The organism is Porphyromonas pogonae, assembly GCF_036320655.1.
GTDB lineage: Bacteria > Bacteroidota > Bacteroidia > Bacteroidales > Porphyromonadaceae > Porphyromonas > Porphyromonas pogonae.
This window is the reverse complement of record NZ_CP143258.1, coordinates 551,613-565,529: the sequence shown is the minus strand read 5'-3', so window position 1 is coordinate 565,529 and position 13,917 is coordinate 551,613. Positions and strand designations below refer to the sequence as shown.

Annotated in this window: 10 protein-coding genes; 3 read left to right on the top strand and 7 right to left on the bottom strand. The window is 44.3% G+C overall.

Going from position 1 to position 13,917, the window contains the following annotated elements; translation table 11 throughout:
- Nucleotides 1-54: 54 nt before the first annotated feature.
- The 3 genes from ruvB to VYJ22_RS02255 all read right to left on the bottom strand — a co-directional run bounded on the left by ruvB (nt 55) and on the right by VYJ22_RS02255 (nt 2,988).
- Nucleotides 55-1,089: a Holliday junction branch migration DNA helicase RuvB gene (ruvB, locus tag VYJ22_RS02265; protein ID WP_329904798.1), complete on the bottom strand. Its 1,035-nt coding sequence runs from the start codon at nt 1,087-1,089 to the stop codon at nt 55-57.
- A gap of 451 nt (nt 1,090-1,540) precedes the next feature.
- Entirely contained in the window at nt 1,541-1,972 is a 432-nt protein-coding gene (mscL, locus tag VYJ22_RS02260) for a large-conductance mechanosensitive channel protein MscL (protein ID WP_329904797.1), read from the bottom strand.
- Nucleotides 1,973-2,064: 92 nt separating this feature from the next.
- On the bottom strand, nt 2,065-2,988 hold the full coding sequence (locus VYJ22_RS02255) for a magnesium transporter CorA family protein (protein ID WP_407989203.1): 924 nt from the start codon (nt 2,986-2,988) through the stop codon (nt 2,065-2,067).
- A gap of 455 nt (nt 2,989-3,443) precedes the next feature.
- Between VYJ22_RS02255 and metG the strand changes: the two genes are divergently transcribed.
- Entirely contained in the window at nt 3,444-5,483 is a 2,040-nt protein-coding gene (gene metG / locus VYJ22_RS02250; RefSeq protein ID WP_329904796.1) for a methionine--tRNA ligase, read from the top strand.
- 374 nt (nt 5,484-5,857) lie between these two features.
- Here metG and VYJ22_RS02245 read toward each other — a convergent pair whose 3' ends face one another.
- Nucleotides 5,858-6,139, bottom strand: a complete 282-nt coding sequence (locus VYJ22_RS02245) for a hypothetical protein (protein ID WP_329904795.1) — start codon at nt 6,137-6,139, stop codon at nt 5,858-5,860.
- 1,118 nt (nt 6,140-7,257) lie between these two features.
- Entirely contained in the window at nt 7,258-7,575 is a 318-nt protein-coding gene (locus VYJ22_RS02240; protein WP_329905635.1) for a hypothetical protein, read from the bottom strand.
- Here VYJ22_RS02240 and VYJ22_RS02235 point away from each other — a divergent pair.
- Nucleotides 7,463-8,734 carry an MATE family efflux transporter gene (locus VYJ22_RS02235; protein WP_329905554.1) on the top strand — a complete coding sequence of 424 codons (1,272 nt, stop codon included), beginning with the start codon at nt 7,463-7,465 and terminating at the stop codon, nt 8,732-8,734. The two genes, VYJ22_RS02240 and VYJ22_RS02235, sit on opposite strands and share 113 nt — an antisense overlap.
- A 363-nt stretch (nt 8,735-9,097) precedes the next feature.
- Here VYJ22_RS02235 and VYJ22_RS02230 read toward each other — a convergent pair whose 3' ends face one another.
- Nucleotides 9,098-9,550: a rhodanese-like domain-containing protein gene (locus tag VYJ22_RS02230; RefSeq protein WP_329904793.1), complete on the bottom strand. Its 453-nt coding sequence runs from the start codon at nt 9,548-9,550 to the stop codon at nt 9,098-9,100.
- 36 nt (nt 9,551-9,586) lie between these two features.
- Nucleotides 9,587-10,810 (bottom strand): GTPase HflX, encoded by a 1,224-nt coding sequence (gene hflX, locus VYJ22_RS02225; RefSeq protein WP_329905553.1) that lies wholly within the window; start codon nt 10,808-10,810, stop codon nt 9,587-9,589.
- A 379-nt stretch (nt 10,811-11,189) separates the two neighbouring features.
- On the opposite strand from hflX, the gene VYJ22_RS02220 reads away from it, so the two are divergent.
- Nucleotides 11,190-13,913: a TonB-dependent receptor gene (locus tag VYJ22_RS02220; RefSeq protein WP_329904792.1), complete on the top strand. Its 2,724-nt coding sequence runs from the start codon at nt 11,190-11,192 to the stop codon at nt 13,911-13,913.
- The last annotated feature ends 4 nt before the right edge of the window (nt 13,914-13,917 follow it).

Genomic DNA, 13,917 nt, shown 5'->3' with positions numbered 1-13,917 from the left:
AAGCATTTTCCTCCTTGATTCTCATGATACCATCTCAGATCCGTTGAAAAACCTTTATATTTCATCAAAAAATGTGGGTTGAGATGGGTGCATAGATCTTCCCAAATGCTTATAGGCAAGCTCTGTTACTTCGCGTCCGCGAGGAGTACGCTTGATAAAACCCTCTTTGATAAGGAAAGGCTCGTACACCTCTTCTATGGTACCGGGATCTTCCCCCAAAGCTGTAGCTATAGTGGTGAGCCCTACAGGGCCTCCGCCAAACTTATCTATGATGGTTGTGAGCAATTTATTATCTATCTGATCCAGTCCGTAGCGGTCAATATTGAGAGCTTCCAAGGCGTAACATGCAATGGGTTTATCTATAGCTCCGTTACCTTTGACTTGTGCAAAGTCTCTTACTCGTCTCAAAAGGGAATTGGCAATACGTGGAGTACCCCGGCTCCTACTTGCGATTTCTGCCGCCGCATCATCAGCACAGAAAACATCCAGAATTGAGGCCGACCGCAATATAATCTTCTTTATCGTGATAGCATCGTAGTACTCCAAGTGCAAATTGATGCCAAAACGGGCTCGCAACGGGGCTGTGAGTAATCCGCTACGCGTAGTGGCTCCTACCAATGTAAACGGGCTGAGGTCTATCTGTATGGATCGTGCGCTGGGACCTTTGTCCAGCATAATATCTATGCGATAATCTTCCATGGCAGAGTAAAGATACTCTTCCACCACGGGACTTAGTCGGTGTATTTCGTCGATAAAAAGGACATCATTGGGCTCAAGTGACGTAAGCAGCCCCGCCAAATCTCCCGGCTTGTCCAATACAGGGCCGGATGTGATCTTCATACCCACACCCAGTTCGTAAGCTATAATATTAGACAAGGTAGTTTTACCTAACCCCGGAGGACCATGCAAAAGTACATGGTCGAGTGATTCGCCACGGAGCTTGGCTGCTTGCACAAAGATCCCCAGGTTTTCGACCACTTTATCTTGTCCGCTAAAGCTTTCGAAGCTCAGCGGGCGCAATACGTTTTCTATCTCTTTCTCTCCTTGGGAGCTCAACTGTTCGTTACGAATGTCAAAAGGATTTTCCATCTTCAATTGATAATATACAAATATAGTCATTTTCACATACAGCTCATTGCTTATCTTGCGGTTTGGTCTCTGTATGGAGACTGTTGCAAAAGTCAACAGTCTCGTGGATTTTGGAGGCAAAGCCGACAAAAGACACTTTGACCGGGCAGAGAAGGTAAAGTGCAAGGCGCTAAGAGTGAGTGCACAGGGAGTTTACTTCAGGTAAATGACCAAGCGAGAATCTCGCAAGCAACGAAGCAATTGGCCTGCTATGCAACGGTCTCGTATGAGGTGCAAAGTATCCGGGAGCTGTGTCTCATGATCTGCTGTATAATAAGAAAACTATCAACGCAATTGCTTTGAGGTATACTGTGACACCCGGCAAAATGCGCTGATAGTCTTGATTTGTAAAATTATCATCGAAAAGCTCGATGACAATACTCCGAAACAACTCGGAGATGATAATCACCGTTTACTGCTGATTTGATTTCTTCAGCTCGTCACGGATTTCTTTGAGCAATTGTATATCCACAGGATCTGCGGGAGCTTCTGCCACGGGCTCAGGCTGTTTCTTTCTGAGGCTGTTGATGCCTTTGATCATCAAGAATATCACAAAAGCTATGATTAGGAAATCAACGGTATTCTGGATAAACATACCCCAGTTGAGAGTAATTGCTTCCTTGGTAACTTCTCCTGTAGCAGGATCCATAACAGCAGGGTGAAGGATTGTTTTCTTATCGGCAAATGTATTTCCGATAAGTAGTCCCAGCGGTGGCATCAGTATATCATTGACCATAGAAGATACAATCTTACCGAATGCACCTCCAATAATGATACCCACAGCCATGTCCATTACATTGCCCTTGAGAGCAAATTCTTTAAACTCTTGTATGAACTTTGCCATATAATTCCGATTTGTGATTAGTGTTATTTTTTAAGTACTCCTTGTTTTTTATAACAGCGCCCAATAATAAACTGTTTATATCCTCACCGAAATTAGAACCATTTGATTTTTCTGAAAATATAAAAAGCCAATACCGAGAGTAGAAGAGAAAAGAGTACAATACCCACAAATGCATAAGGTATTTTACCTATATGGATATCCACGTTCATGCCGTAGAAGCTCGCTATCAGTGTAGGTACCATGAGTACAATGGACAAGCTAGTCATACGTTTCATGATCGTATTCACATTGTTGGATATGATACTGGCAAAGGCATCCATTGTACCCGTAACGATATCGCTGTAGATGTTTACCGTATTATATGCCTGTCTCAGCTCTATCACCACATCTTCTATCAGCTCGGGATCCACTATTTGGGCTTTATTCACCGTACGCAGTCTTCCCAGCATAGCCTCATTGCCTCGTATAGAGGTGCTGAAGTATACCAGTGATTTCTGCAACCTCATGATGCGTAGCAAGTCTTCATTACGTATACTGCTTTCGAGGGCTTTCTCTGCGGTGGTTACTTCGAGATATATAATCTTGAGATATTTCAGAAACCAAACTGCTGAGGAATAGATGAGACGAGTGATAAAATCGGATTGTGATTCGAAGTTGATACTCTTGCGACGAATATGATTGATAAAGTCGGGCAGCATCTGCGATTTTTTATAGCAAACGGATACCGTAGCCCGTTCATTGGTAATGATACCTATAGGTACAGTAGTGTAAGGAGCTCCCTGAATATTACTCTCTACCGGGATACGCAGTATGGTAAGCTGCCAGTCACCTTCGTGCTCGGTACGCGGGCGCTCATCCAAGTCTGCAATGTCCGACAGAAATTCTTCAGGGATATTAAGTTCTTGTGTAAGGAAGTTGAAGTCGTCTTCGTCGGGGCATTCTACATTGACCCAGCAACGATTTGCGAAAGCAGGCAGGATTTTGAGCCCGGCTTCCATTTCAATGAAAGTTGTCATACTTGGTAAATCTCCTAAAAACTTTATTGTGGTTGCCCGGGGAGAACACAAGTGAGACAAAACCTCCTGAATAATTAAATGGAGATGATAACTGATTTGTGTGCTATGATAGGCAATGCCACGGATTGCTTACTCGGGGGGATTGAGTCGTCCATATTAATTATTACATCTGTTTATTAAAACAGTTGCAAAGGTAAGCAAATTAGATCTTCCTGACAACTCTATAACACATCCATTTTATGTACTGTAGCTTATAGCCCCTAAAGTATTGTATTTTAGGCTACATTTCCTTTGCTTTTATTTTAGATGAGTACAAGATTTTTCTTACGAACCGTCGCATACTGTATGATGCGCAAAAAAGCACCAATTTATCTTTCACTTCATATTGAGGCTGTTGACCGCCTTACAATAAATGACAAATCATTACCTTTGTGCCAAATAAATTTATTTAATTGATGGAAAAGAAGTTCAAACGCACACTTGTCACCACAGCTTTGCCTTATGCCAACGGCCCCGTACACATTGGGCACTTGGCAGGAGTGTATGTTCCCGGAGATATCTATACCAGGTATCTGAGGCTCAAGGGAGATGATGTAATCATGATAGGAGGATCAGACGAACACGGCGTACCCATCGCCCTGAAAGCAAAAAAAGAGGGTACTACACCACAAGATGTAGTGGATCGCTATCACTTCCTTATCAAAAAATCGTTTGAAGAGTTTGGCATCACCTTCGATATTTACAGCCGTACCTCCAGCCCCACACATCATGAGATGGCAAGCAACTTTTTCCGTACTCTCTATGATAAGGGTGAGTTTATCGAGCAGACCAGCCGTCAATATTATGATGAAGAAGCCAATCAATTCCTTGCGGATCGCTATATCACCGGCACTTGTCCTCACTGCGGTAACGAGAAGGCGTATGGCGACCAGTGCGAAGCTTGCGGTACGTCGCTCAATGCTACAGACCTCATCAATCCCAAGTCTGCCGTCAGCGGCAGCATACCTGTCATGCGTGATACCAAGCACTGGTACCTGCCCCTTGACAAGCATGAGCCCTTTCTCCGTCACTGGATTCTGGACGAGCACAAAGAGTGGCGCAGCAACGTGTATGGACAATGCAAAAGCTGGCTCGACATGGGCTTGCAGCCGCGTGCAGTAAGTCGTGACCTCGACTGGGGTATACCTGTGCCGGTAGAAGGCGCAGAGGGCAAAGTGCTGTACGTATGGTTCGATGCCCCTATAGGATACATCTCAAATACCAAAGAGTTACTGCCCGATACGTGGGAGACTTGGTGGAAGGATCCTGAAACACGCTTAGTACATTTTATCGGTAAGGACAATATCGTATTCCATTGTATCGTATTCCCGGCAATGCTCAAAGCAGAGGGCTCATTTATTTTACCGGACAATGTACCCTCCAATGAGTTTCTTAATCTTGAAGGAGATAAGATCTCCACCAGTCGCAACTGGGCTGTGTGGCTACATGAGTATCTGGAAGACTTCCCCGGCAAACAGGACGTCTTGAGATATGTGCTTACGGCTAATGCTCCTGAGACTAAGGACAATGATTTTACATGGAAAGACTTTCAGGCACGCAACAACAACGAATTGGTAGCAGTACTGGGCAACTTTGTCAATCGCGCCTTGGTGCTCACAGCTAAATATTTCGACAACCAAGTGCCCGCTTGTGGAGAACTGTCCGATTACGACCGTGCCACCATCCAAGACTTCAAAGAAATCAAAAAAGTACTGGAGCATAACCTGGACGAATTCCACTTCCGCGAGGCGCTCAAAGAGGCCATGAACTTGGCTCGCATCGGTAACAAATACCTCGCAGACACAGAGCCATGGAAGCTTGCCAAGACGGATATGGATCGTGTGGCTACTATCATGAATGTAGCATTGCAGATTACCGCCAATCTGGCTATTGCTTTCGAGCCGTTCTTGCCCTTTAGTTCAGATAAGTTGCTCAAGATGCTCAACATGGAGCCTTTCGGATGGGAGCGTCTGGGTGCTGTGGATTTACTTCCTGCAGGACACCGACTGGGCGATGCCGAGCTCCTCTTCGAGAAGATAGAAGATGAGGTGATAGAGGCACAAATAAAGAAATTGCAAGATACAAAGGCAGCTAATGAGCTGGCAGCTCACAAAGCCAACCCCATAGCAGAGGATATTGAGTTTGATCAGTTCCTCAAGTTAGACATCCGTGTAGGTACCGTACTCGAGTGTAGCAAAGTGCCCAAAGCCGACAAACTGCTACAGTTCAAAATCGATGATGGTCTTGGCGGTCGCACTATCGTATCCGGCATTGCCAAACATTATAACCCTGAAGACTTGGTAGGCAAACAAGTATGCTTTATAGCCAACCTACCGCCTCGCAAGCTCAAAGGAATAGAATCAAACGGGATGATCCTTTCAGCAGAAAGTGCTGACGGATCATTGAAAGTCATCATGCCTCAAGGGCATGTCGCTCCCGGTAGTGAAGTGAAATAGTAATAACGCTTACAAACAAAGAAAGGGAGTTGCCTCATGCAACTCCCTTTCTCTTTATGCCCAACGAGGCATCAGAATAAAATATCAATTAAATCTAATCAAACGCCATACCCTTATATAATATGGTCAGTACCACTAATATCAATCCTGATATGTTTACGACAAACCTTTTTGGGTTTTGTAAGTGTAGCCCCGAACCTCAAATATCCTGTTTCAAAATATATATTATCGATAAACCTAAAATAACTATTTACAATAGTATGATGGAGGAGCTCGACCAAACGAGATTTGCTATAATCATAGCATGCTCAATCCGTAAAAATATTTTATTAAACTCCCCCATTACAGCCTTTAGCGCATATTACTTGACAGCCTCATGATGAAGGTAAGCTCATGATAGAGCTGCATTTTTCCTGGAACGTTCGAGTCTTTTTGTGAAATCCTTGTATACTGTAAGGGAGGGCATTCCAATGGTCAGAATGATCATACTTGACGTAATAAAGATCTGTAACACCCTCGTTGAAATGAAGAATTAGTTTTAGTGATGCTATGGTAAACTGTTTAGTTTGATAAGGCTCGTCCTTACGGCATCCCGATGTGCAGGCGATGAATAGAGCTGATGCAATCAGTAAGCAAAAAAGAATACTTTTTTTCATAAACAAAACTTCAGGGTATTAATAATAAGTATTTATAGTTATCGATTATCGTTTATAGATAATTAAGAAACTCATCGGCAACAGGAGCCGACGCATGGCAGTCTTGAAAACAGCAACAATAGAGTATGGTATAGTTCAGAATATTTTTCGCCACGAATATAAAAATTATTATTTAGAAAGCAATAACGGCTCCAAATTAACACTCTTTGTATCAATAAAATACTACCGTATAATAAAACAACTAATCTGACAATAACGGGGATATAAACTTTATAGCTAACTACCCTATCAGAGATTTAAATTAATCATAATCAGAGGAGTCCGAATAAAGCATTTATGTTTATAAACCAAGCGAAACCGCATTACAATATGCAATACAAACCAAGCATATATGACGCAAATTGACAGAAAAACAAACACATTTACTTACAAAGAGCTTCGACACCCCAATCGAATTTGAGGCACTTGGGCTACTTTTCTACAAGATTTTCGGGTGTGGGAAGTGGGACTTCTGCGTTTTAATTGTAACTAAAGGGTATTTTAGTTATAACACAAAAACATTTTAGTTAAGATACCACAACGTTTTAGTTGTAACATGGAGTCATTTTAGTTAAAACACGATTGTGTTTTAGCTGTAATAAAAACAGATTTAGAGCTACAAAACAAAAAAACCGCATACAGAGTCATGACCTCTGCATGCGGTGGTATGGTAAAGTAATAGGTATGCAACTACTCCCTGAATGACAAAATGATATTTTCTTTTTTATCGTCGGTATTGACAAAATGTAACCTTTGGGGTGTATACATCCACACAAGACTTCCGGGGGTATAAATATTCACCGAAATAGAGTATCAAGTCATTAGTTGTATTAGCTTTCATTTGCACCACGTTATAAATAAGTACATAATCAGGGTATAAAATAAACACTACAGCCATAAAGGTACAACATCGTACCCCCCTTTGTCAAGAGGTGAAGCAATTTTTTTTCAAGATCAGGCTCGACACACTTGTAGCTTTACTATGAACAGGGCTACATAGTACCACGAGGCTACTCTAATAGAGACCGTTGCATAGCAGGCAAATTGCTTCGTTGCTTGCGAGATTCGCGCTTGGTCATTTACCGGAAGTAAACTCCCTGTGCAATCACTCTTAGCGCCTTGCACTTTACCTTCTCTGCCCGGTCAAAGTGTCTTTTGTCGGCTTTGCCTCCAAAATCCAGGAGACTGTTGACTTTTGCAACAGTCTCTAATATCGAGTGTGTTTTTACTACCTTTGTGAGTATGAAGATGACAAGGCGAATACTCAACTTAGCTGTACCTAATATCATATCCAATATTACCGTACCTCTGCTATCTATTGTAGATATCTCTTTGGCAGGGCGCATGGGCACAGCCGGAGCCATAGGCGCGGTGGCAGTAGCGGGCGGTGTGGTCAACTTTGTTTATTGGCTGTTTGCCTTCCTACGCATGGGGACTACCGGTTACACAGCCCAGGCTTTCGGCAGATCCGACGTCAAAGCCATAACCTTGCAACTGGCTCGTGGTATATCACTAGGGTTACTGGCCGCCATTATTATTATAGCTGCGCGCCCTCTGCTTTATCACTTTTCTTACCTGCTGAGTGCAGGGCGTGATACTATCAGTGGCGAGGCTCAGAGATATCTGAGCATTGCTTTTATGGGAGCACCGGCAGCACTGATGATGTATGTATTCAATGGTTGGTACGTAGGTATGCAAAATACACGTATCCCCATGATCGTCGCCATTACATCCAACATCATCAATATTACCCTTAGTTTATACTTTGTCAAAGTGATGCAACTGGGCATTCCGGGATTGGCTATAGGCACGGTGATAGCGCAGTATGCAGCGTTGGGAATGCTCATTCTTTACGCACGTCTTCGTTTCGGGCGTATCCTGCGCTTCATGCAACTATCCCAGCTCAAAGATACACGGGGGTATGGCGACTACTTGCGCACGGGGCGCGACCTTTTTCTCCGAACTGCCATGCTGGGCAGTGTAACGCTTTTTTTCACTTGGGCATCGAGCTATTCCGGTGAAGTTACTGTGGCTGCCAATGCACTCCTGATGCAACTATTCACCCTCTTTTCTTACTTCATGGATGGTTTTGCTTACGCCGGCGAAGCCCTTACGGGACGTTATCTGGGACATCGCAAGCCCCGGGAGTTGCACATCATGGTGAGACAACTGTTTCGTATAGGATGGGCATTGTCCGTATTAGCTTCCTTGATCTACTTATTTTTCCCGGAAACAATAATACGCATTTTCAGCAATGAGCCACAAGTGGTGGCACATGCGATAGGATCGGCATACTGGGCAGCACTTATACCGATAGTATCTTTCGGTGCATTCTTATGGGACGGCATCTTTGTGGGAGCCACAGCATCGAAAGAGTTGCGCCAGACTATGACAGCAGCATTCGTAATCTATTTTATTATTTATTTCAGCACCCGCAATCTTTTGGGCGAGGGAGCTCTTTGGCTGGCTTTCATCTGTTATTTGGGAATGCGCAGTGTGATGCAGCATTTTCTCAGTCGCAAAGTACTCAGTATGTCCAGGGCCTCGACAGCCTGAAGTGGTCAGCATTACAACAATAGAGACCGTTGCATAGCAGGCAAATTGCTTAGTTGCTTGCGAGATTCGCGCTTGGTCATTTACCTGAAGTAAACTCCCTGTGCACTCACTCTTAGCGCCTTGCACTTTACCCTCTCTGCCCGGTCAAAGTGTCTTTTGTCGGCTTTGCCTCCAAAATCCACAAGACTGTTGACTTTTGCAACAGTCTCAATAATAACCTATACCCTACGCACTCATCCCGTGCATGCAATAAAAGAGGCGAAGCCATGTGCATCATTGCTGCACAGCCTCGCCTTCGTTTTTGGGAGAGGGAGATCAGATGTATTTAGAGCATCTATCTCCGTGGGAGTAACGCCTGAAAAGTTATTTCTTTCCTTCTCCTGCCATATAGCTTTGATATGCCTTGTACCCGCCAAGCATGTTATACACGGTATACCCATGCTCAGAGAGCAGGCGTGCAGCCTTGGCACTACGTGCCCCTGAACGGCAGTAGACGGCTACGGGACGATCCTTAGACAATGTTTCTAAAGCTTTTGACAAAAAATCAGGAGCCTTGAAGTCTATCATACGGGCTTTGTCGATATGCCCCTCAGCAAACTCGGCAGGGGTGCGTACATCCACGAGTTGCACCTGAGTGTCTCCGATGAGTTTCACAAAGTCCCTTACCTCTAAATTGGTATAGGGTGCTTGTGATACCTGCTCGGCAGGTACGGAATCGGCAGATGCCGCTATACTATTAGCATGATTGTTTTGTGAGCAAGCCGTGAGTCCTAATAGGAACAACGTTGCCAGCATAGACATACATTTTTTTACCATAATACATGTTCGATAAAATTCAACATTCAAACTACATCATTCCTCATTGAGATGAGAATAATCCTGAAAGAGAAAATCGTTGTAAGGGAATCTCGTTACATGAATCTGCTTTACACGCTCGTAAAGAACATCTTTGAGATGCTCCACACCCTCACCTGTTTTGGCAGAAATAAACATGCAGTCATCACCCATCTTTGCCATCCACGTATCCATGAGTTCCTCTGCACTGACATTCTCACGTGTCTTGGGGGTAAGGTCGTCTTCATCCTTGGGATTAAAACTAAAGGCATCCAGCTTATTGAACACCAGAAGTTGAGGAGTATCCTCATTACCATTGATCTCACGCAAGGTTGTATTCACCACTTCGATCTGCTCTTCGAAGTTGGGATGCGACACATCCACGACATGTACCAGCAAGTCGGCCTCCCGCACTTCATCCAGAGTACTCTTGAATGACTCGATGAGCTGAGTGGGAAGCTTGCGAATAAACCCTACCGTATCACTAAGCAGAAACGGCAGATTGTGTATGATCACCTTACGCACGGTGGTATCGAGCGTGGCAAAAAGTTTGTTCTCGGCGAAAACATCGCTCTTAGCCATAAGATTCATGAGGGTGGACTTACCCACATTGGTATAACCAACGAGGGCTACCCTAACCATCTTACCCCTGTTTTTGCGCTGTACAGACATCTGACGATCGATGCTTCGGAGCTGATCCTTGAGGAGTGATATCTTGTCCAAGATAATACGGCGGTCCGTCTCCAGCTGAGTTTCTCCGGGACCTCTCATCCCTACACCTCCACGCTGGCGTTCGAGGTGGGTCCAAAGACGCGTGAGTCGGGGTAACATATACTGATATTGTGCCAGTTCTACTTGGGTCTTAGCATGAGCAGTCTGTGCTCTGGAAGCAAAGATATCCAGAATGAGACTGGTACGATCGAGTATCTTTACCTTGAGTTCCTGCTCTATATTGCGTAGCTGTTTGGGTGATAATTCGTCATCGAATATCACAATTCCTATTTCTTTTTCCTCAACATAACTCTTGATTTCTTCCAACTTCCCTTTACCTACAAAGGTGACGCTATGCGGCTTGTCAAGCCTTTGCGTTACCCTTAGCACAGGCTCTACACCTGCTGTTTCAGATAAGAAAGCAAGTTCGTCAAGGTACTCTTTTACTTGTGCCTCACTCTGAGTAGGAGTGATGAGGCCTACGAGCACAGCCTGTTCGGTGCGAGCCTCTGTGATGATAAATTCCTTCATTGATACAAATATATAAAGAATGCGGGATGTATCATTATAGTACACGCTTATATGCGCTATAAAACAGTATTTTACCCCATGTAAGCTCCTCAATGCACAGTCCACAGTGAAGGGTAAAAGAGGCGAAGCATATGCTTCATCTTTTCTTAACGGACTCTTGTGCATGTCTTCATCTTTGCTTAACACTTCTTCGAGACCTTTGCGGGTGTAATAAAAAGACTGAATTTTCATGACGAAAAACTTCCCACTCACATCAGCGATGCTGATGATGATGCTGTTATTGTTTAGCTTATCTCTTGCAGGCTCCGGCCATAGATTACCTCCTGCACCTGTAGCACTGAAAGGTTTAATCGTAGATGCATCGGACAATAGTCCACTCATGGGTGCATCTGTTTATATCAAAAAAATCAACAAAGGAGCGTTCACAGATATTAATGGAGAGTTTTCCATACCTGCTGTACCGGAAGGCACATACGAAGGTGAAGTAAGATATGTGGGCTATAAGCCCCGGAAGGTGAGTATATCCACCCGAAATAGTAAAGAGACTGACCCGCTTGTCATCAAACTCGAAAGCGAATCGTCACGACTGGAATCGGTATACGTAGTAGCACAAGCTCGCAAAAACAGCGAGGTATCGCTGATATCCCAAGCACGTAAAAGCCTTGTGGTCACTGACGGCATCAGTGCCCAGCAGATCTCACGCACAGGTGACAGCAATGCATCCGATGCAATGAAGCGTATACCGGGCATCACACTTATGGACAATAGGTACGTCATGGTAAGGGGATTGAACCAGAGATATAATAATGTATGGATCAACGGAGCCTCCGTACCGAGCTCTGATGCTGACTCCAGAGTTTTCTCCTTCGATCAGATACCTTCGGATCAGTTAGACAATATGGTGGTGGTAAAAAGCCCTGCGCCGGAGTATCCATCAGATTTTTCAGGAGGATTTATATTACTTGACACCAAAGATATCCCCACATCCAACAGCGCACAGATTAGCGTAAAAGCAGGTGTTAATACTGAAACTCACCTCAAAGACTTTCTTTATAACAAGGGTGGATTCTATGATGCTCTGGGACTTGATGGCGGACACAGAGCGCTACGATCGGTAGCAAAATCACAACTTGACAATGGTAATCGCACACAACTTGTCGAGGCTGCCCAAAGCGGATTTAATCCGAATTGGCTCATACGTAATGTCAAACCGGTATCAGACTTCGGTGTGAGCGCCTCTATCAACAGGATATTCAACTTGGGAGATGGTAAAAAGGCTGGCTTATTGGCTTCGGTAAATTACAATCACACCTATAGGTCTGTCAAGGATATGTCCAACAACAGACTCGACCTCTACAACAAGAATAAGGACGAACCTATCTATCTAAAAAAGTTTCACGACAACCGCTATGTTATCGGCAATATACTGGGCGCTATGCTCAATGTATCTTACAAGCCTACCGAGAGGCTGAGTTTTTCGTGGAAAAACAACGTGAATCTGCTGGGCATCAATAGATATACCGACAGAAGTGGAAAAGAGGTTATCAGCGGAGAATACGACGTGACGAAAAACGAATACTTCTACAACAGTCGCACCATACTCACTAGCCAGCTATCGGGCACTTGGAACGGTACATCACACGAGCAACGTGTTGATTGGCTCGCAAGCTACAGCTACTCCAACAACAATAGACCCGACAGAAGAATATTGGATAGAGAGGAGAATACCAATCCCTCAGACCCACACTTCGGGCAACTTGAGATGGTAGAGGCATCTCGACAATTTACACGCCTAAGCGAAAATATAGGTACGGCTAAAGCTGACTACAAACAAATACTAAACATCGGTAAGACCGAGATGACTCTGAAAACAGGTGCTTACGCAGAACTGAGACAAAGAGAATATCTCACAAGAGCCTTCAACTATGACCTATCAGCCAACAGGAATCGCCCCGGATTTATCGATATGCTTTATAACGATCCCGTGAAAGAAATCTTTGTTCCCGGAAATTACACGACTGACAAACTATTTATTAATGAAGATATAGACTGGACCAATAGCTACGGAGGTAAGAGCCTGCAAGCGGCTTACTATGCGGCTTTGAATATTCCCATAGGAAAGCTGAGCATCTACACAGGAGCAAGACTGGAGCACAACAGGATGACACTGGATATATACAAAGCCAAAGACAACCCTTCACTCCGCGAAAACAAAACGTTTACTGATCTCGGTATTTATCCCAGCGTCAATATGACCTACGGCTTCAATGAGAAAAACCAAATAAGACTTTCATGGGGACGAACTATAAACCGCGGTGAGTTCCGTGAATTGTCACCGGCAGTGTACTATGACTTCGAACTCTTTAGTGACGTTAGTGGTAACCCCGAGCTTAAGCCTGCATACGTACATAATATAGACATGCGCTATGAATGGTACCCTGAAAATAACGAGAAAATTTCGCTGGCACTCTTCTACAAGAACTTTACCGACCCTATAGAGTGGAGTTATGATGTGGCAGGCGGATCATATCGCTACTACTTCAAAAATGCTAAGGCGGCGGACAACTACGGTGCAGAGCTCGAGATCCGCAAAGGACTTGGTTTTATGGGACTCAAAGACTTCACCCTACAATTCAACGGTGCTTTGGTCAAGAGTAAAGTCAGATTTGAACCTAACAACAGATCGGCAGACAAGGATAGACCCATGCAAGGTCAATCGCCTTACATGATCAATGCCGCTCTCTTTTACATGCATCCCTCAAAAATTGTGTCGGCCTCCATCCTATACAACCGTATCGGGAAACGTATTGTAGGGGTGGGTATGACCGACACCACAGGGGCAACGGATGCGGACAGAATAAACAATAGCTTCCCTGACAGCTATGAGATGCCTCGGGATATTATCGACCTCACCGTGGGATGGCAACCTACCGCCAGACTGGGGCTCAAACTCTCTATGAAGAATATACTCAACAGCCGCGCGCTTTACAAAGAGTTTCCCCGCTTTATTGACAACGAGGGCAAACTACAACAGCGTGAGCAAACAACGCGGGCTTATAATAGCGGCACTGATATATCACTCTCTGCTTCTTATAAATTCTGATCAA

Excerpts from the sequence above, each read along its gene's own strand:
- mscL (WP_329904797.1), bottom strand. The coding sequence starts at position 1,972 with ATGGCAAAGTTCATACAAGAGTTTAAAGAATTTGCTCTCAAGGGCAAT.
- metG (WP_329904796.1), top strand. The coding sequence starts at position 3,444 with ATGGAAAAGAAGTTCAAACGCACACTTGTCACCACAGCTTTGCCTTAT.
- hflX (WP_329905553.1), bottom strand. The coding sequence starts at position 10,810 with ATGAAGGAATTTATCATCACAGAGGCTCGCACCGAACAGGCTGTGCTC.
- ruvB (WP_329904798.1), bottom strand. The coding sequence starts at position 1,089 with ATGGAAAATCCTTTTGACATTCGTAACGAACAGTTGAGCTCCCAAGGA.
- VYJ22_RS02255 (WP_407989203.1), bottom strand. The coding sequence starts at position 2,988 with ATGACAACTTTCATTGAAATGGAAGCCGGGCTCAAAATCCTGCCTGCT.
- VYJ22_RS02220 (WP_329904792.1), top strand. The coding sequence starts at position 11,190 with ATGGGTGCATCTGTTTATATCAAAAAAATCAACAAAGGAGCGTTCACA.
- VYJ22_RS02230 (WP_329904793.1), bottom strand. The coding sequence starts at position 9,550 with ATGGTAAAAAAATGTATGTCTATGCTGGCAACGTTGTTCCTATTAGGA.
- VYJ22_RS02245 (WP_329904795.1), bottom strand. The coding sequence starts at position 6,139 with ATGAAAAAAAGTATTCTTTTTTGCTTACTGATTGCATCAGCTCTATTC.